General features: G+C 66.6%; 23 protein-coding genes and 1 tRNA gene. 10 read left to right on the top strand and 14 right to left on the bottom strand.

Annotated elements, in window-relative coordinates; translation table 11 throughout:
• Window positions 1-32: 32 nt before the first annotated feature.
• Complete coding sequence (gene hemL / locus BLW05_RS11960) at window positions 33-1,319, top strand: glutamate-1-semialdehyde 2,1-aminomutase (RefSeq protein WP_093162755.1); 1,287 nt, start codon at window positions 33-35, stop codon at window positions 1,317-1,319.
• A 5-nt stretch (window positions 1,320-1,324) separates the two neighbouring features.
• Complete coding sequence (locus tag BLW05_RS11955; RefSeq protein WP_093162754.1) at window positions 1,325-1,801, top strand: hypothetical protein; 477 nt, start codon at window positions 1,325-1,327, stop codon at window positions 1,799-1,801.
• 27 nt (window positions 1,802-1,828) lie between these two features.
• Here BLW05_RS11955 and purH read toward each other — a convergent pair whose 3' ends face one another.
• The 3 genes from purH to dusB are packed head-to-tail and all read right to left on the bottom strand — an operon-like array spanning window position 1,829 to window position 4,734.
• A complete protein-coding gene (gene purH, locus BLW05_RS11950) occupies window positions 1,829-3,400 on the bottom strand; it encodes a bifunctional phosphoribosylaminoimidazolecarboxamide formyltransferase/IMP cyclohydrolase (protein WP_093162752.1) in 1,572 nt (523 codons plus the stop codon).
• 6 nt (window positions 3,401-3,406) lie between these two features.
• Window positions 3,407-3,643 (bottom strand): Fis family transcriptional regulator, encoded by a 237-nt coding sequence (locus BLW05_RS11945; RefSeq protein WP_068683508.1) that lies wholly within the window; start codon window positions 3,641-3,643, stop codon window positions 3,407-3,409.
• A gap of 32 nt (window positions 3,644-3,675) precedes the next feature.
• Window positions 3,676-4,734, bottom strand: a complete 1,059-nt coding sequence (dusB, locus tag BLW05_RS11940; protein ID WP_093162751.1) for a tRNA dihydrouridine synthase DusB — start codon at window positions 4,732-4,734, stop codon at window positions 3,676-3,678.
• A gap of 182 nt (window positions 4,735-4,916) precedes the next feature.
• Between dusB and BLW05_RS11935 the strand changes: the two genes are divergently transcribed.
• The gene (locus BLW05_RS11935) at window positions 4,917-5,387 is read left to right on the top strand and encodes a YqaA family protein (RefSeq protein WP_093162749.1); all 471 of its coding nucleotides are present in this window, start codon (window positions 4,917-4,919) and stop codon (window positions 5,385-5,387) included.
• 12 nt (window positions 5,388-5,399) lie between these two features.
• Here the strand turns inward: BLW05_RS11935 and BLW05_RS11930 are convergent, their stop codons facing one another.
• The 3 genes from BLW05_RS11930 to BLW05_RS11920 all read right to left on the bottom strand — a co-directional run bounded on the left by BLW05_RS11930 (window position 5,400) and on the right by BLW05_RS11920 (window position 8,146).
• Complete coding sequence (locus BLW05_RS11930) at window positions 5,400-6,074, bottom strand: glutathione S-transferase (protein ID WP_093162748.1); 675 nt, start codon at window positions 6,072-6,074, stop codon at window positions 5,400-5,402.
• 30 nt (window positions 6,075-6,104) lie between these two features.
• Window positions 6,105-7,196, bottom strand: a complete 1,092-nt coding sequence (gene ychF / locus BLW05_RS11925; protein ID WP_093162746.1) for a redox-regulated ATPase YchF — start codon at window positions 7,194-7,196, stop codon at window positions 6,105-6,107.
• A 68-nt stretch (window positions 7,197-7,264) separates the two neighbouring features.
• Window positions 7,265-8,146 carry an MOSC domain-containing protein gene (locus BLW05_RS11920; RefSeq protein WP_093163165.1) on the bottom strand — a complete coding sequence of 294 codons (882 nt, stop codon included), beginning with the start codon at window positions 8,144-8,146 and terminating at the stop codon, window positions 7,265-7,267.
• Window positions 8,147-8,225: 79 nt separating this feature from the next.
• Here BLW05_RS11920 and BLW05_RS11915 point away from each other — a divergent pair, with 79 nt between their 5' ends.
• The 4 genes from BLW05_RS11915 to BLW05_RS11900 are packed head-to-tail and all read left to right on the top strand — an operon-like array spanning window position 8,226 to window position 12,732.
• Window positions 8,226-9,368: an FAD-dependent monooxygenase gene (locus BLW05_RS11915; protein WP_093162745.1), complete on the top strand. Its 1,143-nt coding sequence runs from the start codon at window positions 8,226-8,228 to the stop codon at window positions 9,366-9,368.
• A gap of 17 nt (window positions 9,369-9,385) precedes the next feature.
• Window positions 9,386-10,108 (top strand): DsbC family protein, encoded by a 723-nt coding sequence (locus BLW05_RS11910; RefSeq protein ID WP_093163163.1) that lies wholly within the window; start codon window positions 9,386-9,388, stop codon window positions 10,106-10,108.
• On the top strand, window positions 10,108-11,901 hold the full coding sequence (locus tag BLW05_RS11905; RefSeq protein ID WP_093162743.1) for a M61 family metallopeptidase: 1,794 nt from the start codon (window positions 10,108-10,110) through the stop codon (window positions 11,899-11,901). The genes BLW05_RS11910 and BLW05_RS11905 overlap by 1 nt, the downstream gene beginning before the upstream one ends.
• A 51-nt stretch (window positions 11,902-11,952) precedes the next feature.
• On the top strand, window positions 11,953-12,732 hold the full coding sequence (locus tag BLW05_RS11900) for an enoyl-CoA hydratase (protein ID WP_093162741.1): 780 nt from the start codon (window positions 11,953-11,955) through the stop codon (window positions 12,730-12,732).
• 6 nt (window positions 12,733-12,738) lie between these two features.
• On the opposite strand, the gene BLW05_RS11895 is transcribed toward BLW05_RS11900, so the two are convergent.
• Both BLW05_RS11895 and BLW05_RS11890 read right to left on the bottom strand, forming a co-directional pair.
• On the bottom strand, window positions 12,739-13,854 hold the full coding sequence (locus BLW05_RS11895; protein WP_093162740.1) for a hypothetical protein: 1,116 nt from the start codon (window positions 13,852-13,854) through the stop codon (window positions 12,739-12,741).
• Window positions 13,851-14,504, bottom strand: coding sequence for a sigma-70 family RNA polymerase sigma factor (locus BLW05_RS11890; RefSeq protein WP_256330215.1), 654 nt, complete (start codon window positions 14,502-14,504; stop codon window positions 13,851-13,853). Before BLW05_RS11890 ends, BLW05_RS11895 begins: the two co-directional genes overlap by 4 nt.
• 127 nt (window positions 14,505-14,631) lie before the next feature.
• Between BLW05_RS11890 and BLW05_RS11885 the strand changes: the two genes are divergently transcribed.
• Window positions 14,632-14,708 (top strand) — tRNA-Met (locus BLW05_RS11885).
• Window positions 14,709-14,776: 68 nt separating this feature from the next.
• Here BLW05_RS11885 and BLW05_RS11880 read toward each other — a convergent pair.
• The 4 genes from BLW05_RS11880 to BLW05_RS11870 all read right to left on the bottom strand — a co-directional run bounded on the left by BLW05_RS11880 (window position 14,777) and on the right by BLW05_RS11870 (window position 17,849).
• Window positions 14,777-15,355 (bottom strand): dioxygenase family protein, encoded by a 579-nt coding sequence (locus BLW05_RS11880; protein WP_093163161.1) that lies wholly within the window; start codon window positions 15,353-15,355, stop codon window positions 14,777-14,779.
• A gap of 138 nt (window positions 15,356-15,493) precedes the next feature.
• Window positions 15,494-15,691: a hypothetical protein gene (locus tag BLW05_RS35365; RefSeq protein ID WP_143044818.1), complete on the bottom strand. Its 198-nt coding sequence runs from the start codon at window positions 15,689-15,691 to the stop codon at window positions 15,494-15,496.
• 122 nt (window positions 15,692-15,813) lie between these two features.
• Entirely contained in the window at window positions 15,814-16,983 is a 1,170-nt protein-coding gene (locus tag BLW05_RS11875; RefSeq protein WP_093162737.1) for a glycosyltransferase, read from the bottom strand.
• Window positions 16,980-17,849 (bottom strand): UDP-2,3-diacylglucosamine diphosphatase, encoded by an 870-nt coding sequence (locus tag BLW05_RS11870; protein WP_093162735.1) that lies wholly within the window; start codon window positions 17,847-17,849, stop codon window positions 16,980-16,982. The genes BLW05_RS11875 and BLW05_RS11870 overlap by 4 nt, the downstream gene beginning before the upstream one ends.
• A 144-nt stretch (window positions 17,850-17,993) precedes the next feature.
• Here BLW05_RS11870 and BLW05_RS11865 point away from each other — a divergent pair, with 144 nt between their 5' ends.
• Entirely contained in the window at window positions 17,994-19,760 is a 1,767-nt protein-coding gene (locus BLW05_RS11865) for a lysoplasmalogenase family protein (protein WP_093162734.1), read from the top strand.
• Here the strand turns inward: BLW05_RS11865 and ruvB are convergent.
• The gene (gene ruvB, locus BLW05_RS11860; RefSeq protein WP_093162732.1) at window positions 19,730-20,785 is read right to left on the bottom strand and encodes a Holliday junction branch migration DNA helicase RuvB; all 1,056 of its coding nucleotides are present in this window, start codon (window positions 20,783-20,785) and stop codon (window positions 19,730-19,732) included. The genes BLW05_RS11865 and ruvB overlap by 31 nt on opposite strands.
• Window positions 20,786-20,888: 103 nt before the next feature.
• On the opposite strand from ruvB, the gene BLW05_RS11855 reads away from it, so the two are divergent.
• Window positions 20,889-21,323, top strand: a complete 435-nt coding sequence (locus tag BLW05_RS11855; protein WP_093163159.1) for a hypothetical protein — start codon at window positions 20,889-20,891, stop codon at window positions 21,321-21,323.
• A gap of 20 nt (window positions 21,324-21,343) precedes the next feature.
• On the opposite strand, the gene ruvA is transcribed toward BLW05_RS11855, so the two are convergent.
• Window positions 21,344-21,916, bottom strand: coding sequence for a Holliday junction branch migration protein RuvA (gene ruvA / locus BLW05_RS11850; RefSeq protein WP_093162731.1), 573 nt, complete (start codon window positions 21,914-21,916; stop codon window positions 21,344-21,346).
• Window positions 21,917-21,953 lie beyond the last annotated feature (37 nt).

The raw sequence follows: 21,953 nt of genomic DNA, 5'->3' as shown, positions 1-21,953 counted from the left end.
GTCCAGTCACCGCCATGACAGATACTCGCCCGATGCCACACACTGATCAGAACGAAGTCCTTTTCGAGCGCGCCCGCGCCGTCATCCCCGGCGGCGTCAATTCGCCGGTGCGCGCGTTCCGCGCCGTCGGCGGCACGCCGCGATTCGTGAAGCGCGCGCAGGGCGCGTACTTCTGGGACGCCACGGACAAGCGCTTTATCGACTACATCGGTTCATGGGGTCCGATGATCCTGGGCCACGGGCATCCCGCGGTGGTCGAGGCCGTGCAGCGCGCCGTCACCGAGGGCTTTTCGTTCGGGGCGCCGACCGAGCGCGAAATCGAACTCGCGGAAGCGATCCTCGCGCTCGTGCCCTCGATGGAAATGGTCCGGCTCGTCAGCTCGGGCACCGAGGCCGCGATGAGCGCACTGCGCCTCGCGCGCGGCGCGACCGGCCGCAAGTACATCATCAAGTTCGAGGGCTGCTATCACGGACATGCCGACGCGCTGCTGGTGAAGGCAGGCTCGGGCCTCGCGACGTTCGGCAATCCGACATCCGCCGGCGTGCCGCCCGAGGTGGTGCAGCACACCCTGGTGCTCGAATACAACAACATCGCCCAGCTTGAAGAAACCTTCGCGCTGCACGGCCATGAGATCGCGTGCCTGGTGATCGAGGCGATTGCAGGCAACATGAATTTCGTGCGCGCCAGCGCGGCCTTTGCCAAGCGCTGCCGTGAGCTCTGCACCCAGAATGGCGCGCTGCTCGTGTTCGACGAGGTCATGACCGGTTTTCGCGTCGGCGCGCGCGGCGCGCAAGGCGTGCTGGGCATCACGCCCGATCTCACGGTGCTTGGCAAGGTCATCGGCGGGGGCATGCCGCTTGCGGCATTCGGCGGCCCGCGCGCGATCATGGAACACCTCGCGCCGCTCGGCCCGGTCTACCAGGCCGGGACGCTGTCGGGCAACCCGGTAGCGACCGCCTGCGGACTTGCCACGCTCAAGGAAGTGGCCAAGCCCGGCTTCTTCGAAGCGCTATCGAAGAAGACGCGCGCGCTGGTCGAGGGCCTGGAGGCGGCTGCGAAAGCCGAGGGCGTGCCGTTCAGCGCAGACAGCGAAGGCGGCATGTTCGGCTTCTTCCTGCTCGACGCGCTGCCGCAGAACTACACGGCCGTCATGAAGAGCGACGGCGCGAAATTCAACACCCTCTTCCACGGCCTGCTGGACCGCGGCGTCTACATCGCGCCCGCGCTCTATGAGGCAGGCTTCGTCAGCGCAGCACACAGCGATGACGACATCGCCGCCACGATCGAAGCGGCACGCCAGATCTTCGCAACCCTCTGATCATCATGAAGTTGTTGTCGACGCTGGCAGGCGCCAGCCTGCTCCTGCCTGGCCTGGCCTTCGCCCAAGTCGCGGACATCAGCCAGGTCTGGATCAACCCGGGCTTCTATTCCCTGCACTTCGATCGCAACAAGGGGCTGGAGGATGCGAACCCCGGCATCGGCATCGAGTGGCCGATCGACAAGACTTTCTCGGCCACGGCCGGCAGGTTCCGCAACAGCGATCGCGAGTACTCGAACTACATCGGCCTGTACGTGATGCCCTTCGAGTTCTACGGCGTGAAGCTCGGCGCCGTCGTGGGTGGGTTCAACGGCTATCCCAACTACAGGGAAGGCGGCTGGTTCCCGGCCCTGATTCCCGTCGCCGCGATCGAGGGCGCGCACTGGGGACTGAACGTGTCGGTCATCCCCAGCTACAAGGATCGCCTTTATGGGGCGATCAGCTTCCAGCTCAAATATCGCTTCTCGGACGGCAGCAACTAGGCCGCGCGGCCGTACCCGGCCGCGGGCTCAATGCCGGAAGTGGCGGACGCCGGAGAAGACCATCACGACGCCGCGCTCGTCTGCGGCATCGATGACTTCCTGGTCGCGCATCGAGCCACCGGGCTGGATCACGCAGGTCGCGCCCGCATCAACGACGACGTCGAGACCGTCGCGGAACGGGAAGAACGCATCGCTCGCCACGGCCGTGCCCGATAGCGTGAGCCCCGCGTGTTGCGCCTTGATGCTCGCGATACGCGCCGAATCGAGCCGGCTCATCTGGCCCGCGCCGACGCCCATCGTCATGCCGTCGGCACAGAACACGATCGCGTTGCTCTTGACGTACTTCGCGACCTTCCATGCGAACAGGAGGTCCTGAAGCTGCTGCGGTGTCGGCTGCTTCTTGCTCACGACCTTGAGCTCATCCGCCGACAGTTCGCGGTTGTCCGCCGTCTGCATCAAGAGGCCCGAGCCGATGCGCTTGACGTCGACAGCGTTGCGGCCGTTCTCCCAGTCGGTCTTGCCGCCCGGCGGCAGCGCGATCTCGAGGATGCGTACGTTGACCTTGCTCTTGAACACCTCGAGCGCGTCTGGCGCATAGCCGGGCGCCATCAGCACTTCGACGAACTGCTTGCTCACCGCTTCGGCGGCGGCGCGGTCCATCGGCCGGTTGAAGGCGATGATGCCGCCGAAGGCCGAAGTCGGATCGGTCTTGAAAGCCTTGCTGTAGGCCTCGTGGGCATCCTTGCCCACGGCGACGCCACAGGGATTGGCATGCTTCACGATCACGCAGGCCGGCACATCGAAGCTCTTGACGCACTCCCAGGCGGCATCCGCATCTGCGATGTTGTTGTAGCTGAGCTCCTTGCCCTGGAGCTGCTTGGCCGTCACCAGCGAGCCAGGCGCCGGATACAGGTCGCGGTAGAACGCGGCCTGCTGGTGCGGGTTCTCGCCATAGCGCAGATCCTGCAGCTTGACGAAGCGGCCATTGCTCTGGCCGGGGAACAGGGTGTGCGTGCCGTCTTCCTGGATGCGCGAGAGGTAATCGCTGATCGCGCCGTCGTACTGGCTGATGCGATTGAACGCGGCGACCGAGAAAGCGAACTTCGTCTTGTCGGCAAGCTTGCCGTTCGCCTTCAACTCGGCCAGCGCCACCGGGTATTGCGAGGCGTCGGTGAGGACACCGACGTCCTTCCAGTTCTTGGCGGCGCTACGCACCATCGCGGGGCCGCCGATGTCGATGTTCTCGATCGCGTCTTCGAGCGTGCAGCCCGGCTTGGCCACCGTGGCTTCGAAGGGATAGAGATTGACCACCAGCAGGTCGATCGTGTCGATGCCGTGCTCCTTCAGCGCCGCCATGTGCGCCGGCACGTCGCGGCGCGCGAGCAGGCCGCCATGCACCTTGGGATGCAGCGTCTTCACGCGGCCATCGAGCATTTCGGGAAAGCCCGTGACTTCGGCCACTTCGGTCACCGGCAGACCGGCGTCGGCGAGCAGCTTGGCGGTGCCGCCGGTGGAAAGGAGCTTGATGCCCAGCGCATGCAGCGCCTGGGCAAATTCGAGGATGCCGGTCTTGTCGGAAACGGAAATCAGTGCGTTCATCAGGAGTTACTTCAGCAGTTTGTGTTCGACCAGCTTCTTGCGCAGCGTGTTGCGGTTCAGGCCGAGCCATTGCGCGGCCTTGGATTGATTGCCTTCGGCCCGCGTCATGACGACATCGAGCAATGGCTTTTCGACGACACGAACCAGCATGTCGTACATGCCATCGGGTTCGGTCCCTCGGAGATCACGGAAATAACTGTCCAGGCTGCTGCGTACGCAGTCTTCGATGTGTTTCTTGCTCATGGCTTTCTCTTCTTCTCCTCGTTCGGCTCTTCTTACGCCAGTGCATCGGCTGTTTGTTCGTCCACGGAATCGAGCGAGCCCTCGGCTGCGGCAGGAATGCGGTCCATCTGTCCGGCGAGCCGGTCGAAGAACGCGGCGACCGCATGCCATTGCGCGTCGCAATCCTCGATCGCGTTCATCGCGAAGCGGAACGCCTCGCCTCCGGGGAGCGCACGCACATACCAGCCGATGTGCTTGCGCGCCGTTCGCACGCCGCTGTATTCGCCATAGAGGGCGTAGTGCTCCTTCAGGTGATCGAGCATCAGACGACGCACTTCGGCCACCAACGGCGGGGCCAAGTGCGTACCCGTGTCGAGGAAGTGCGCGATCTCGCGAAAGATCCACGGGCGGCCTTGCGCAGCACGACCGACCATGATGGCGTCCGCGCCGGTCAGCGCCAGCACGTCGCGCGCTTTCTCTGGTGAAGTGATGTCGCCGTTGGCGACAACCGGAATCCGTACCGCGGCCTTGACCGCCGCGATCGTGTCGTATTCAGCGTGGCCCTTGTAGCCCTGCTCGCGCGTGCGTCCGTGCACGGTGAGCATCTGCACGCCAGCCGCTTCGAAGCGGCGCGCGAGCGTGACAGCGTTGCGATGGTCTTCGCTCCAGCCGGTGCGCATCTTGAGCGTGACCGGCACGTTGTGCGGCGCAGCAGCCCTGACGACCGCCTCGGCGATCTCGAGCGCGAGCGGCTCGTCACGCATCAATGCCGAGCCGGCCCACTTGTTGCAGACCTTCTTCGCGGGGCAGCCCATGTTGATGTCGATGATCTGCGCACCACGGTCGATGTTGTATTGCGCGGCCTCAAACATCATGTCGGCATCGGTGCCTGCGATCTGCACCGAAATGGGGCCGGGCTCGCCATCGTGATTGGCGCGCCGCGATGTCTTGAGGCTGTTCCAGAGTTCCTTGCGCGAAGTGACCATCTCGCTCACCGCATAACCCGCACCGAGTTCGCGGCACAGCATGCGAAACGGCCGGTCCGTGACGCCCGCCATGGGCGCGACGAACAGGCTGTTTTCCAGCGCGATGTTGCCGATGTGCAAAGTCATGAAAGGAGAGTGGCGCGCGCGCCGGGCTGCTGAAAAATGAGGCACGATTGTAGCGGGGCGGGCATCCGTCGGCTGCAACGATTTGCACTCATTGCGCATCCTGATGCCAAGTCCGCGACAGTCGGTATCCATACTTGCACCTACACGCCAGTGCATGAGCGCCTTTCTATACTCCGGCGCTCATGCAAGCTTGGCTCGACTCACTTCTCGGCGTTCTCGCACTGCCACAGTACGGGCTCAGCACGCTTTTCATCGCCGCTTTCGTATCGGCCACGCTGATCCCCGTGGGCTCCGAGCCTGCATTGTTCGGCCTGCTCCACCTCAATCCGGAGCTGTTCTGGCCGGCGATCTTCGTCGCCACCGTCGGCAACACGCTCGGTGGCGCCGTCGACTGGTGGATGGGCTATGGTGCCCACAAGGTCGCGGACAAGTACTCGCATTCGAAGACGCACCTGCGCGCCCTCGCATGGCTCGAACGCCTCGGGCCCAAGGCATGTCTTCTGAGCTGGCTGCCAATCGTCGGCGATCCGCTGTGCGCGGTGGCCGGATGGTTGAAGCTTTCCTTCTGGCCTTGCGTGGCCTACATGGCGATCGGCAAGTTCCTGCGCTACGTCACGATGACGGTGGCGCTGCTCTATATCTGGCCGAACTGAAGCCGCGGCCGCTCAGCTCAAAAGGCCATAAGGGCCGCCGCGCTCCAATGCGCGTTGATATGCGGGACGCGCGTGGATGCGCTCCAGGTAGGCCATCAACCTCGGCCGCGATGCATCGAGGCCGCCGCGCGCTGCCGCGGCTTCGACCGGGAAGCTCATCTGGATATCAGCGCCGGTGAACGAGTCGCCCGCGAACCACTGGCTCTTGCCCAGCTCGGCTTCCATGAAATCCAGATGCGCCCGGATGTTCGGCATGACGAAGCTGGACTTGGCCTTCTGCGCGATCGACTTCGCAATGGGTTTTGCGAAGAAGGGCATGCGCGCCTTCTCGATCCGGTCGAACACCAGCTTGAGCAGCAGCGGCGACATCGCCGACCCTTCCGCGAAGTGCAGCCAGTAGCGGTAGCGGACGGCTTCGGGCGTACCGGCCGGCGGAATGAGCCGGCCATGACCGTAGCGCTCGATCAGCGTCTCGACGATCGCGCCCGACTCGGCCAGCGTCACGCCGTCGTCGGTGGTCACCACCGGTGACTTGCCCAGCGGATGCACCGCGCGCAACGAAGTTGGCGCAAGCATCGTCTTCGGGTCGCGCTGATAACGCACGATCTCATACGGCACGCCCAGCTCTTCGAGCAGCCACAGCACGCGCTGCGAGCGCGAATTGTCGAGGTGGTGGACCGTGATCATCAATGCCTTTGTCGGAAGCAGGAACCGTGCTCAGGAGCTGAACAGGAAGTTCATCACGTCGCCGTCCTTGACGACGTACTCCTTGCCTTCCGCGCGCATCTTGCCTGCGTCCTTCGCACCCTGTTCGCCCTTGTAGGCGATGAAGTCGCTGAAGCCGATGGTCTGGGCGCGGATGTAGCCCTTCTCGAAATCGGTGTGGATCACGCCGGCCGCCTGCGGGCCGGTGTCGCCGATGTGGATGGTCCATGCGCGCACTTCCTTCACGCCGGCCGTGAAGTAGGTCTGCAGGCCCAACAGCGTGTAGGCGGCGCGGATCAGGCGGTTCAGGCCCGGCTCTTCCTGGCCGATCTCGGCGAGGAACATCTTGCGGTCCTCGTCGTCCATGTCCGCCAGCTCGGCTTCGATCTTGGCGCAAATGGCCACGACCGGCGCATTCTGCGCGGCGGCGTATTCGCGCAGGCGATCGAGGAAGGGGTTGTTCTCGAAGCCGTCCTCGGCCACGTTGCCGACGAACATCGCGGGCTTCGCGGTGATCAGCGAGAACTGCTTGATCAGCGGCCGGTCTTCCTTGCTGAACTCGACCGAGCGCACCGGCTTGTTGTCGTTGAGCGCGGCCTGGCACTTCTCCAGCAGGCCGACGAGCTTGATGGCTTCCTTGTCGCCCGAGCGCGCGGTCTTGGTGTGGCGTGCGAGCGCCTTCTCCACGGTCGACAAGTCCGCGAGACACAACTCGGTCTGGATGACTTCGATGTCCGAGATCGGATCGACCCGGCCGGCCACATGGACCACGTTGTCGTCCTCGAAGCAGCGCACCACGTTCACGATCGCGTCGGTTTCGCGGATGTGGGCGAGGAACTGGTTGCCGAGGCCTTCACCCTGGCTCGCGCCGGCCACGAGGCCCGCGATGTCGACGAACTCGACGATGGCGGGGACGATGCGCTCGGGCTTGACGATCTCGGCCAATTGCTGGAGGCGCTGATCCGGCACCTCGACCACGCCGACGTTCGGCTCGATCGTGCAGAACGGATAGTTCTCGGCGGCGATGCCAGCCTTGGTCAACGCGTTGAAAAGAGTGGACTTGCCGACGTTGGGCAAGCCAACGATGCCGCACTGGAGGCTCATGGCGGGTGCTTTCAGAAATCTTTGGGGGAACCGGTCATTTTAGGCGCCCGGCCTCCAGGGCGCCCGCGTCACTCGAAGCGCAGGTTGGCGCCGACGCGCTGGCCGACCCGCAGGGCATGGTCCACGCCCGCGAGCACGATCGCGTTCATCCCGAAGGTGATCGCGCCGTCGACGCGCGGATCCGCGCGGTAGGTGCGCAGCGTGTCGCCGACTTCGGGGCTGCTCGCGGCGGTCGCGGGATCGATGTCGGGAATCGGGCAGCGGGCGCACGGCTTGACAGGCCTCAGGTTGGCTTCGCCCTCCTGCGTCGCGATGTGCAGCGTCTCGACGCGGTCTTCGTCATGCGCCTCGATGCCTGCGAGAACCACGTTGGGGCGGAATCGCTCGATCCCCACCGCATCGTGACCCGCCGCCGCGAGGCGCGCATTGAGCTCGGCCATCGATCCTTCGCTGGCGACGAGCACCGGATAGCCATCCGCGAACTGATTGAGGGCCTCCACGCCGCCGGTCCACTTGAGGCTCGACAACCGCCGCTCCTCGGGATCGAAGCGCACCATGCGCAGCTTTCTCGGCTTGCCCGGCTCTGAAAGAAAGTCGCTGAACCACTGGGCCGCCAGATCGCCCATGTCGTAGGCCGCCACTTCGTCGTCCCACACCCGCACACGCGCCGGCGCCTCGACACGGTCGAAGGCGATGTGCAAGGCGAGCATGCCCGGCGCCCGGAGCACCATCTCGGAATGCTTGAGTTGCGGCCGGATGAGCGCCATGCGCGGCAATTCGCGCTGGGAGACGAATTCGCCCGCCTCGTCGACCACCATCCATGCGCGATCGAATTCGAGACCGGTCTCGATGAGCAGCGCTTCCGACACCTCGACGCCGGCGCAGGACTTGACCGGATAGACGAAAAGGCGGGCGATCGTGGCCTGGAGATCGAATTCGGAGGTTTTCACGGAACGCGCATCCAAATATTCAGAAGCGGCGATTCTCCCGCATGCCGCCGACCGCGGAGGGTCCTCCTACAATGCCACGATGGCTCTCCCCCCCGAGGTTTGCATTCGCGGCGCCGGCATCGTCGGACGCACCCTGGCCCTGCTGCTGGCGCGCGAGCGCGTGCGCGTGGCGCTGGTGGCGCCCGAGACGAAGCCCTCGACGGAGGATGTTCGCGCCTACGCGCTCAATGCCGCCTCCAAGGCCTTGCTCGAATCGCTGCGCGCCTGGCCCGACAGCGCCCATGCGACGCCCGTGCGCGAGATGCTGGTCTACGGCGACGAAGGCGGCCGGGTGCAGTTCAGCGCCGCCCGCCAGAAGGTCGAGGCGCTGGCGTGGATCGTCGACGTGCCGGCGCTCGAACGGCAGCTGAGCGATGCGGTGCGCTTCCAGCCCCGCATCGAAGTGGTGAACGAACCGGTCGCGGCGCCGCTCACCGTCATTTGCGAGGGGCGCATGAGTGCCACGCGCGAAGCGCTCGGCGTGGGCCATGACGTCACGCGCTATCCCCAGCATGCAATCGCTGCGAGGCTCGAAGCCGAGCGTCCGCACGACGGCACTGCACGGCAATGGTTCAACGACAAGGGCGAGGTGCTGGCGCTGCTGCCGCTCGCCGATGCGAACCGGCCCGCCGACGCCCACGCGCTCGACCGTTCGCTCGCGCTGGTGTGGTCGGTCGACCAGCTTCGTGCACCTGAACTGCTCGCACAGAGCGTCGACGAGTTCTGCGCCAGTCTTCGCGAAGCGACGCACGACGCGCTCGGCGCGCTCAAGCTGACCAGCGAGCGGGCGGCCTGGCCGCTTCAGCGCGCCATCGCCGAGCGCTGGACCGGGCGCTTCGACAACGGCGCCGCGTGGGCGCTCGCAGGCGATGCCGCTCATTCCGTCCACCCGCTCGCGGGCCAGGGGCTGAACCTGGGCCTCGGCGATGCCGCGGCACTGGCGGAAGTCATCAAGTCGCGCGACTACTGGCGCAGCGTCGGAGATCCACGCCTGTTGCGCCGCTACGAGCGCGCGCGCCGCACCGGCGTGTGGTCGATGAGCATCGCCACCGACGGCCTGCAGCAACTTTTCGCGCACAGCGCCGATCCATTGCCGGCGCTGCGCAACTGGGGCATGCGCGGTTTCGACCGCACACGGCTCGTCAAGAACTGGATCGCTCGGCAGGCCATGGGCCTGCAATGAATGCCGGGAACACCACCATGAAGAAACTCGCACGCCCCCTCCTCGCCACCCTGGCCACGCTCGCCCTCGGCCACGCCCTGACCGCTTCGGCCGGCGAAGCCGAGATCCGCAAGAACCTGGCCGCGCGCATTCCGCAGTTCGCCAAGATCGACGAGGTCACCAAGGCGCCGCTGCCGGGCCTGTATGAAGTGCGCATCAACGGCTTCGAGATCTTCTACACCGACGAGCAGGGCAACTACCTGCTGCAGGGCAACCTGATCGACGTGAAGGCACGCCGCAATCTCACCGAGGAGCGCATCGAGAAGCTCAGCGAAGTGGCGTTCGACAAGCTGCCCTCCAAGGACGCGATCAAGATCGTGCGCGGCAACGGCAAGCGGCAGCTCGCGGTGTTCGCAGACCCGAACTGCGGCTACTGCAAGCAGTTCGAACGCGACATGACGAAGGTCGACAACGTCACCATCCAGCTCTTCCTGTACCCGGTGCTGGGTCCGGATTCGGTGGTCAAGGCGCGCAACATCTGGTGCGCCAAGGACAAGGCCAAGGCCTGGAACGACTGGATGCAGCGCGGCGTGACGCCGGAAGCCGGCGAATGCGACACCGCCGCGCTGACGCGAAATCGCGAGTTCGGCCAGAAGTACAACGTGACCGGCACACCGACGCTGTTCTTCAGCGACGGCACGCGCGCGCCGGGGGCGATTCCCGCTGCACAGGTCGAGAAGCAACTCGCAGCGCTCAATTGATGGCCGCGCCGGCCATCCACTACCGCGTCGAGTGCGCGGATCGCAGGGCGCACCTGTTCGGCGTGTCGCTCGTCATCGATGAACCCGCGGCGCTCCAGCGGGTTGCGCTGCCGGTCTGGATTCCGGGCAGCTATCTCGTGCGCGAGTTCTCGAAGAACCTGCAGAACCTGCGCGCAGCGCAGGGCCGTCGCAAGCTCACCGCCCGGCAGATCGACAAGTGCACCTGGGAAATCGACTGCACGCCCGGCAAGCCGCTGGAGCTTCGCTACGACGTATGCGCCTACGACAACTCGGTGCGCACCGCCTGGCTCGACGAGGACCGCGGCTTCTTCAACGGCACCAGCCTTTGCCTGCGGGTCGAAGGTCAAACCGATGCGCCGCACGCCATCGAGATCGTCGCGCCCGCTGCGCCGAAGGACGGCCCGCGCTGGTCCTGCGCCACCGCGCTGAAGGCGGCGCACACGGATCGCCACGGCTTCGGCAAGTACCTGGCCTCGGGCTACGACGAACTGGCCGACAGCCCGGTCGAGATGGGCGCCTTCTGGAGCGGCGAATTCGAAGCCTGCGGCGTGCCGCACCGCTTCGTCGTCGCCGGAGCGCCCGCCTCCTTCGACGGCGCGCGGCTGCTCGCCGACACCCGCGCGATCTGCGAGACGCAGATGCGCTTCTGGCAAGGCGACAAGGTCGGCAAGCGCCACGGCCCCAAGCCGCCGCACGATCGATATGTGTTCATGCTCAATGCGGTGGACGACGGCTACGGCGGCCTCGAGCACCGCCATTCGACTGCGCTCATCTGCACGCGCCGCGACCTGCCCCAGCTCGAAGCGCGCAAGCAGCCCGACGGCTACACCACGCTGCTCGGGCTGATCAGCCACGAGTATTTCCACACCTGGAACGTGAAGCGCCTGCGGCCCGCCGAGTTCGCCAGCTACGACTACGGCCAGGAAAACTATACGCGCCTGCTGTGGCTCTTCGAAGGGTTCACGAGCTACTACGACGACCTGCTGCTGCGCCGCGCGGGACTCGTCGACGACGCCACCTACCTCAAGCTCCTGAACAAGACGGCCAACCAGGTGCTGCAGACGCCCGGACGGCTCGTGCAATCCGTGGCCGAGGCGAGCTTCGACGCCTGGGTCAAGTACTACCGGCAGGACGAGCAGACGCCGAACACCACGGTCAGCTACTACACCAAGGGCGCGCTGGTCGCTCTGTGCTTCGACCTCACGCTGCGAGCAGAGGGCAAGGGAACGCTCGACCAGGTCATGCGCCTGCTCTGGACCCGGAGCGAGGGTGGCCCGATCGACGAGGCCGATTTCGCGGCCGCGCTCGAAACGGCGGGCGGGCGCTCGTTCGCGAAGGAGATCGCGCGCTGGGTTCACTCAACGGATGAACTGCCGTTGCCCGACCTGCTGCGCGCCCATGGCGTCGCCGCATTGGATGATCCGGCGCAGCGCGCGCAGGAACTCGGGTTGCGAGTGGCCGAAGCGAACGGTTCCGTTCAGGTCAAGGCGGTTCTTCGCGGCGGCGCGGCCGAACAGGCCGGCTTCTCTGCCAACGACGAATGGATCGGCATCGAGATGCCGGCTGCCAAGGGTCGCGCGGTACAGGGCTGGCGCATCGCGCGGCTCGACGATCTGGCGCTCTATCTCGGCCCGCTGAAGAAATTCACAGCGCTGGTCGCGCGCGATCGGCGGTTGGTGCGGCTGCCGGTAACGCTGCCTGCCGGCGTGACGACATGGCGATTGTTCGCGCAGGACGCCGCGAAGCTTGCATCCTGGCTGACTCGGCACTAACGCGCCGCAGGCCCCGACCGAGGTTTGTTTTCAAGGACAAAGGAGATACGCATGAGCTACGAGAACATCGAAGTACGGGTCGAAGCCGAGAAGGTCGGCATCATCACGCTCAACCGCCCCAAGGCGCTCAATGCGCTCAATGACGCACTGATGACCGAGCTTGGCCAGGCGCTCAAGGCGTTCGATGCCGACGACGCCATCGGCTGCATCATCGTCACGGGCAGCGAGAAGGCGTTTGCCGCCGGCGCGGACATCGCGGCGATGGCCAAGTACACCTTTCTCGATGCGTACAAGGGCGACTTCATCACCCGCAACTGGGAAGCCATCCGCTCCATCCGCAAGCCGGTGATCGCCGCGGTCGCGGGCTTCGCACTCGGCGGTGGCTGCGAGCTGGCGATGATGTGCGACTTCATCATCGCCGCCGACAACGCGAAGTTCGGCCAGCCCGAGATCAAGATCGGCGTGATCCCCGGCGCAGGTGGCACGCAGCGCCTGCCGCGCGCGGTCGGCAAGAGCAAGGCGATGGACATGGTCCTGACCGCCCGCATGATGGACGCCGCCGAAGCCGAGCGCGCCGGGCTGGTGAGCCGCATCGTGCCGCTGGACAAGCTCATGGAAGAAGCATTGGGCGCGGCGCTCGTGATCTCGGGCTTCGGGCAGCTCTCGGTGATGGCCGCCAAGGAATCGGTCAACCGCGCGTTCGAAAGCGGCCTGTCGGACGGCGTGATGTTCGAGCGGCGGCTGTTCCACTCGCTCTTCGCAACCGCCGACCAGAAGGAAGGCATGGACGCCTTCCTGACCAAGCGGGCGCCGAACTTCAAGCACGAATAAGGCGGCTCAGGGGCTGCGCGACTCGACCGGCGCGGCCTGCGGTTCCTGCACCGCACGTTCGAGCGTATTGCGCAGCGCCGATAGCGAGCCCGCCGACGGAGTGCCGGTGGCGGCGGGCGTCCGGCCTTCGCGCCAGCGCACCTGAGGCCCCGAGACCTCGAAGACCGCCAGCACCTCGGCGCCGCGCTCCAGCGTCACGCGCCATTCCGGCGCGCCCTTGAGCGGCCGGGGGCCCACTGCCGAAAGCGCTGCCGAAGCCATCAGGGCGCTGACTTCGCGCGCCTCGGCGCGCGGCAGGCTGCGGCTTTCGCCTCCGCGCTTCGAGATCGTGATGCGATTCCACTGTGCAAGGGCATCGAAGGTCGGCGGTTCGGTCTCATCCGTGCGAACCGACGATGAAGCCGCGGGCGCGGGCGGCATCGCGGGCTTCGCGGAGGCCACCGCATCGCGCTGCGGGGACGGCGATACCGCCGGTGGCAATGCTGGCGCAGGCAGCGGCGCTTTCTGAGCCTTCTGCGAAGCCGGGGGCGACTGTGCCTGCGCTGGCGGGGAAGGAGGAGCAGGCGGCGCCGCTGCCGTCTTCTTCGCCGGCGGCGTGGGCTCCGGACTGGGCGCTGATGGCGACTCAGGCGCCGGCGCAGGCAGCTCCGGCTTCGTGAAGAAGCTCGGCGGCAGCAGCGGGACTGACGAGGGATCGCTCGGTGGCGGTCGGGATTCCAAGGACGCCGGAGTCGGCGCCTCATCGGGCATCGGCGAACTCGCAGCCACGGGCGTCTTTTCGTCGAGCGAAGGCGCGGGCGGGGGGGAACCGGGCTCGCGCCGCCAGAGCATGACTGCCACCAAGGCGACCATGGCCATTGCGACTGCGGCAGGCCAGCGCCGCTTCGGCTTTTCCCGGACCTCGCGCCTCTCGGCAAGACGGTGCCACCAGGATTGCGCTGCGCGCTCCAGATCGGCCTCGGCGTCTTCCGGATCCGGTTCGCCGATCGCGGCGTGTGCCTGCATCAGAATCTCCTTGCGCACCCGCCAGTCGGGTGCCGCGCCCTGATCCGGCGCGTGTTCCAGCGCCCGCCACAGGCGCGGGTCGTGCAGGTCACCGAGGCCGGTCTCATCGGCACTCATGCGTGGCGCTCCAGCACGGTCAAGTACCGCTCCATGCAGTCCTGCAATCTCTCGAGGCCGCGGCGCAGGCGGTCGCAGACGGTGTCGACATCGACGCCAATCGCGCGCGCCAGCACCTCGACCGTGAAGCCTTCTTCGTGATGAAGCAGGAAGGCCGCGCGCTGGTCGTCTGGCAGCTCGTCGAGGCAGGCCTGCAGCCGGCGCCCCGCGGCACGCCAGAAAGCCAGCTCCTGTGCCGATGGATGCGCGTCGGCGGCGCCGCGCAGCACGCCGATGCCGAAGATGCGCGCGGCCTCGAGGCCATCGCCATCCTCATCGTGCGCATAGAACACCGCCTGCCGGCCGCTCAGGCGGAGCTGTTCGATGGCGAGCTCGTACGCGATCGTGAAAGCCCAGACGCGCCAGGAGGTGTCCTCCGGCGAAAAGGTGTCGCGCGACGAGACGATGCGCGCCCACGTCTGCTGGAAGACCTCGCCGACTTCGGCCGCAAGGCGCACACCGAGAAGCCGGCGCACGAAACGGAAGAGCCCGCTCTCATGGCGCGCGTACAGCAGGTCGAAGGCGGACGCATCCCCGCCCGCGTAGGCCAGCATGAGCTGGTCGTCGGGCATGTCGCCGTGGCGTTCTGGAATAGTGGTGGTCGCGGACATCGGCGGATTTTTACCTCTCGGCGCGCGCCGGGCGATGCAGGCGAGCTTCCCGCCGCGGGGCCGGAGGTTCGGAAAACTTCGACCGGGACTGAAGACCGCCCTCCGAGCAGGTTATAATTCTGGGCTCGGCTCTTTAGCTCAGTCGGTTAGAGCGATGGAATCATAATCCACAGGTCCGCGGTTCGAGTCCGTGAAGAGCCACCAAAAAAGAAAAGCCCCGCAGGTCAATGACTTGCGGGGCTTTTTGCTTTTGGGCCCGTGACCGGGCTTGCTCAGGCCTGCACGACGATCGGGAAACGCGCCCGCAGGCCGTCCGGCCCGGGCATGAACGGCATCGTCACTGCTGCACGGGCCGATTCGTCGAGGCCGCGCCAGATCCCGTCGCGCGCATTGCCAGGATCGCCCGCCACGTAGAGCTGCGTCGTGAGCAACTCACGCCGGCCCAGCTTCACCTTCACATGAATATGTGCGGTGCGGCCGCTGTAGGGAACCGGCCGGATCGTATGGAAACGGTAGTGGCCGTCCGCATCGACCGTCACGCGACCGAAACCCTGGAACCCCGCATCCGCGCGATCGCCGTCGCCCGGATGGTGATAGTGCCCCTGTTCGTCGCACTGCCAGATCTCGACCAGCGCACCGGCGACCGGCTGTCCGGCGACGTCGGTCACGGTGCCTTCCACCCACGCTGGATGCCCGCTCGTATAAGGAGGCCGGCTTCCATTGCGAAGGAGGTCGTAGTCCGAATCCTTCGGAAACTCGACCGGATAGAACGGCCCCTCGGTCTGCGCCGGGGTCAGCATCCGGCGCTGAGGTGGCGTCTGTGCCCGCGCGCCAAGCCACAGGGCCGGCATGCCGATCAGCGCGGCAGCTACCGCGCGGCGCTGCTGATGGAAAGTGGGAGGTGGACTGGCTTGGCGCATGGCGTTCCGATCGATGCGCCGAGGGGCAAGTTCCGGCGCGCAGACCCGTTGCGCATGACGCTCCGGCGGCTATTCCTTGGCGCGCCAGCCGCTGAGGAACTCGGCGGTCTTGTCCGCGGGCCGCCAGGTCACGATCACGAGATTCTTCGTCGTGACGGGGACCGCAGCGGCCGAGGCCGAGGCGTCATCACGGCTGTTGCTGCAACCGCCCAGGCATCCAGCGATTGCCAACAAACCTGCCAAGGCGAACCAGGATGTTTTTCTCACGGTCTTGTCCTCGATGGGGCGGGCCTGAAGGTGGGCCGGTGCCGATGCGCGGACTGTAACTGATATGTAAACTCAAAGTACTAACGAAATCCCGATTTGTCGCAAAAAAGTAACTCTATCGACTACAAATCGACGGGCGTCACGGACACACCCGGCAGGGGCCGCTCGGCGCGCGACAGGATGCCTTCGAGCATGACGGGCAACTCGAACAGGGCCCTGTTCCGCACCTTGCGTGTCGCCGATTGGTAGCGATCCAGATGCCGGATGAGCTCTGCGGCGGCCTCGTCGACCCCGGTGAAGCTGCTGCACACGATGCCCAGGCCGCGCTCCCGCACCCACTGGGTGTTGTAGCGCTCCTGGGGCAATGTCCAGCGGTTGCGCACCACGATCACCGGCAGCCCCATGTGAACCGCTTCGCTCAGGCTGCCGGGGCCGGGCTTGCCGATGAAGAAATCCGCCAGCGCCATGTAGCGGGCAACGTCGGGCGTGAACCCCAGAACGAGGCGCGGCGCGCACGCCGGCAGTTCGCGCAGGGCATCCGCAAGCTTCGTGTTGTGGCCGCAAGCCAGGATGAGCTGCGTATCGGGCAGGCGCTTCGCGATGCCGAGCATCGCCTTCGAACCCTGCCCACCGAAGAGCACGATGCCGGTCGGCCGATCGGGGTCGAGGCCGAGACGGGCACGCTCCGCACAGCGGTCCACCGGCTGCGAGTCGTAGAAGGATGCGCGAATGATCATCCCGGAGCTGGCGTGAACCCGGGTCGGTGCATGGCCGGCGGCGAGCGCCTGCTCCACCGCCCTGGGCGAACCGCAGATCAAGTCCTGGTCCAGCCCCTCCTCGATCCAGAAATTCGGCGGATGGTCGGCGAGGTCGGTCAGCACCGTCACGTAGGGCACGCCCGGCAGCGTCGATGCGAGCGCCTCGCACAGCGGCCGGTTGAAGTTCGGGATCAGCGACACGACCATGTCCGGTTCGGTCGCCAGCCAATGCTGCTGCAACTGCCGCACCAGCGTGGCGTGGCACCAGCGGATCATTCCCTGCAGCAGCTTGAGTTCCTGCGCGAGGCCGAGCGTCCATCCACGCGCAAGGCGCTTGTTGTAGACGTCCTCGGGGTCCATGCCGGTGAGCCGGCGAAAGCCGTCCTTGGGATCGAGCACTTCGCGCAGGTTGACCAGCCGCACCGTCCACGGCAAGCCGGCGCGCTGGATCGCCGATTCGAGCGCGAGGGCGGAGGCACGGTGGCCGCCGCCGGCATTGAAGTACACGAGGTCGACGGTACGGACCCCCTTCATGCGTGCACCGGTTCCCGTCGCGAGGATGCGCGTCCGGACTGCGTCGCGACGGGCATCTGATCCGCCCAGTGCAGGATCTCGAGCGTTCCGTCGGCGCTCTCCGCGAGCGCGGTCAGGCTTTCGACCCAGTCGCCATCGTTGGCGTAGAGGATGCCGTCGATGTCGCGCAGTTCGGCGTGATGGATATGGCCGCACACCACCCCGTGCACGCCGCGCCGGCGCGCTTCGCGGGCCACCGCGTTCTCGAAGTCGCCGACATAGCTGACCGCGCGCTTGACCTTCAGCTTGAGGTACTTCGACAGCGACCAGTACGGCAACCCCATACGCGCCCGCAGCGAGTTGAGATGGCGATTGAGCTTGAGGGTGAATTCGTAGAGCGAGTCGCCGACATGCGCCAGCCACTTCGCGCACTGGATCACGCCGTCGAACAGGTCGCCGTGCATGATCCAGAGCTTGCGGCCGTCAGCCGTCTCGTGGATCCACTCATCGGCCACGTCGATGCCGCCGAAGTTGTGATGCAGGTACTTGCGCGCGAACTCGTCGTGGTTGCCCGGGATGAAGATCACCCGCGTGCCCTTGCGCGCCTTGCGCAGCAGCTTCTGGATGACGTCGTTGTGCGCCTGTGGCCAGTACCAGTGGCGCTTGAGCTGCCAGCCGTCGATGATGTCGCCGACCAGGAACAGCGTCTCGCACTCGGTGTACTTGAGGAAGTCGAGCAGCATCCGCGCCTGGCAGCCGGGCGTGCCCAGGTGCAGATCGGAGATCCACAGGGTGCGGAAGCGCTGCACCGGCCGAGTGAAATCGGCCTCGTCCACGTCCGGGATCTGCTCGCTCCATGCCCGAAGGAAAGCGTCATCTCTTTGCATGGCCCTGCACGTTCGCAGCCGCGCGTGACGAGGTCATGGCAGCACGATGACGCGCCGACGACACCGTCGTCCGGCGCACCCCTTGGGGCAAACCATGACGCTGCAATGACGGCGAGATGACCGCGCGCCGGGACAATCGGTCTCATGCGCCCGGGCCAGATCATCGTTCTCGCAACGCCAGTCTTCTTCCTGCTGATCGGGATCGAATTCTTCGTCGGCCGCCGCCGCGCGAGGCTCGGGACAGGCCATGACACCTATCGCCTGCCCGACACGATCAACAGCATCGGGCTCGGCATTCTCAGCCAGGTCAGCGCAGTCCTCACCGGGCTGCTGCGCATCGGCATCTACACCGCATGCTGGTCGGCGTTCGCGCTGTTTCCGAACGAGCATTTCTGGATGCAGTGGTACGGCTGGCTGCTGGCGCTGGTCTTCTACGACCTCTGCTACTACTGGCTGCACCGCTTCGGCCATGAAAGCGCGGTGCTGTGGGCCGCGCACGTGGTGCATCACCAGAGCCAGCACTACAACCTCTCGACCGCGCTGCGGCAGACCTCCAGCGGTGCGCTGTTCGGGTGGATCTTCTATCTGCCGATGGCCATCGCGGGCGTGCCGCCGCTGGTCTTCGGCGTGGTCGCGCTCATCGATCTGCTCTACCAGTTCTGGGTGCACACCGAGCAGATCGGCAAGCTCGGATGGTTCGACCGCTGGTTCTGCTCGCCGTCGAACCACCGCGTGCACCACGCGGTGAACGACCGCTACATCGACCGCAACTACGGCGGCATCCTCATCGTATGGGACCGGCTCTTCGGCACCTTCAAGGAGGAGGATGAACCCTGCGTCTACGGCACGCGGAGCCCGCTGCGCAGCTGGGACCCGATCTGGGCCAATGCCGAGGTCTACTGGGCGCTCGCGCGCGACGGCTGGCGCACCCGGCGATGGCGCGACAAGCTGCGTCTGTGGATCAAGCCGCCGGGCTGGCGACCGGCCGACCTGGCTGCGATCGACGCAAAGCCGCCTTTCGACATCCGGCAGGTGCAGCGCTACGAGCCGCCGGCATCCGGCGCCGCCCAGGCTTTCGCGGTGGCGCAGTTCGCCGCGCTGCTGGCGGGCGCCATCGCGTTCCTGTGGTTCTCGGATGCGCTGCCATTCGCAACTTCAGCGGTGTGGCTGGCCGCGCTGACGGCTGGCCTCTGGGCAACAGGCGCGGTGCTGCAAGGACGGCTGAGCGTGACGGAAGCGCTCTACGTCGATGCGGCAGCGCTGGCGACGGCCAGTGGCGCGCTGGGCATCGGAGCGCTCCACATGGTCTTCAAGCCGCTCGCGCTCGTGGTGCTCATCGGCTTTGCGGCGGGGCGTCTGCGCGCGCCGGAAGTGCCGGGCCGTTTCGCGCTGCTGCTGATCGCCGGCCTGGTCGCATCGCTGGCCGGCGACGTGCTGCTGATGTGGCCCCGGCTCTTCGTGCCGGGGCTGGTGTGCTTCCTGCTCGCGCATCTGGCCTACATCGGCTTGTTCGCGAAGGACGTCGGCCTGTTTCCCCGCCTGAACGCCCTGGCAGTGACGCTCGGCATCGGCGCGCTCATGTACGCGTTCCTGTGGTGGGGCGGGCTGCCGGCGGGCTTGCGGATTCCGGTCGGCCTCTACGTGGTGGTGATCGCCTGCATGGCGGCGCAGGCGACCGGGCGCGCGGCGGTTGCGGGCGATCCTGCGGCGCTGAAGGTCGCCGTCGGTGCGTGCTTCTTCATGCTGAGCGATTCATTGCTGGCGACCAACCGCTTCGTCCAGCCGCTACCGGTGGCATCGCTGTGGGTGCTCGCGACCTACTATGCCGCGCAGTGGCTGATCGCGTCCGGCGCGCGTCCGCTGAGCGCCGACGTGGGCGCTCAGGTGCCGAACATGTCGCCGTCGCGCTGAGGCGCGGCGACGCCGAGGTGCCTGTACGCGGCCAGCGTCGCGATGCGCCCGCGCGGCGTGCGCTGCAGGTAGCCCTGCTGGATGAGGTAGGGCTCGATCACGTCCTCGATGGTCCCGGCCTCCTCGCCGATACTCGCCGCGATGTTGTCGAGCCCGACCGGGCCGCCGTCGAAGCGGTGGATCACGGCTTCGAGCAGCTTGCGGTCCATCAGGTCGAAGCCCTGCGGATCGACGTCGAGCATGGCCAGCGCCTTGTGCGCCACATCGGCCGTGATGCGGCCGTCGCTCTTGACCTGCGCGTAATCGCGCACCCGGCGCAGGAGGCGGTTCGCAATGCGCGGCGTGCCGCGCGACCGGCGCGCGATCTCCAGGCCGCCGGCTTCGTCCGTCGGCACGCCGAGCAGGCCCGCGCTGCGATGGACGATGCGCGCGAGCTCTTCGGCCGTGTAGAACTCCAGCCGCGCAACGATGCCGAAGCGGTCGCGCAGCGGATTGGTCAGCATGCCCGCGCGGGTGGTCGCTCCGACGAGGGTAAACGGCTGAAGGTCGAGCTTGATGCTGCGCGCCGCGGGACCTTCGCCGATCATGATGTCGATCTGATAGTCCTCCAGCGCGGGATAGAGGATTTCCTCGACCACCGGCGAGAGGCGGTGGATCTCGTCGATGAAGAGCACGTCGTTGCGCTCGAGGTTGGTCAGCAGCGCGGCGAGGTCCTTGGGCTTTTCGAGCACCGGGCCCGATGTCTGCCGCAGGTTCACGCCGAGTTCGGCCGCGATGATGTGCGACAGCGTCGTCTTGCCCAGCCCCGGCGGACCGAACAGCAGCACGTGGTCCAGCGCCTCGGCACGGTGGCGTGCCGCGCCGATGAAGATCTCGAGCTGTTCGCGCACCTTCGCCTGACCGACGTATTCATCGAGCAGCTTCGGACGCAGCGCGCGTTCGATCGCTTCCTCATTGGGCGAGGCGGGCGCTGCGGACACCACGCGCTGCGGGGCCGGGGCGAAATCGTCGGTCTGGATGGTCATGGGCTTGCGGGCTGAGCGAGCAGTTTAGTCGGCCCACCGGCCCCGCGCGCCATGCGGCAGAATGCGCCACCGTGAAGGGGCGAGAACCTTGTCGATCACCAGCATGAATGACGACGATCGCGCGCTGTGCGCTGCCACGGCCGGCCTGTTGCGCGCCAGCGGGATGCTCGCCACCTGGGGGCTGGCGCTTTCCCTCATTGCAGGACTGGTGCTCGCGCTGACGGGCCGGTCGCTGCCCTCGGTGTCATGGGCCGCCTATGCGGTCGTGGCGCTGGTCGGGCTGCTCGAACGCTATCTGGCGCTCAGGCTGCGGCATGACGCCGGGGTCTACGAGGCGCTGGCGCAAGGCGTCATCGGTTCGCTGGCGAGCCTCGACGGCACCCTCGAAAGACTGGGACTGCGACGCGCTGCCGATGCTTCACGCCCGCTCGCCGACCGGGTGCTTCTTGCCCGCCAGTTGATGCAACGACACGGCATCGCGGTGACCGTCCAGACCGCGGTGTTCGCGCTGGCCCTTGCGGTGCAGGACTGGCGCTGAAAGGTGCCGGCCTGAGCCGCCTACTTGGCGAGCGCCCGCAGCGCCAACTTGATCCCCTCGCCCACCGCGACATCCTTCGGCAGCGCCTTCAATGCCGCAGCCGCCTCCTTGTCGCTGTAGCCCAGCGCGACCAGTGCCTGCAGGATGTCGGCCTGGCTGTCGGTGGCCGCATGCGCCGGAAGCGCCATCTCCGCGCCGAGCTTGCCCTTGAGCTCGAGCAGCAGACGCTCGGCCGTCTTCTTGCCGATGCCGGGTATCTTGACCAGGCGACCCGCCTCCTGCAGCGTGATCGCCTGCGACAGCTCAGTCACGCTCATGCCGCTGAGCACGCCCAACGCGGTGCGCGGCCCCACGCCGGAAATCTTGATCAGCTGCCGGAAGGCCGCGCGCTCCGCGGCGGTGCCGAAGCCGTAGAGAATCTGCGCGTCCTCGCGCACCACGAAATGCGTGAGCAGCGACACCCGCTCACCCGCGGCCGGCAGGTTGTAGAAGGTGCTCATCGGCACATCGACCTCGTAGCCGACGCCGTGGCAGTCCACCACGATCTGCGGAGGATTGCGTTCGGCGAGGATGCCGGTGAGTTTGCCTATCATTGGCCCCCCCCCAGCCTCGCCCACTGCGTGTGGCTCG

Source organism: Variovorax sp. YR216 (genome assembly GCF_900107745.1).
Lineage (GTDB): Bacteria > Pseudomonadota > Gammaproteobacteria > Burkholderiales > Burkholderiaceae_C > Variovorax.
The sequence above is the reverse complement of the archived record's forward strand: the minus strand, read 5'-3'. Positions and strand labels throughout refer to the sequence as shown.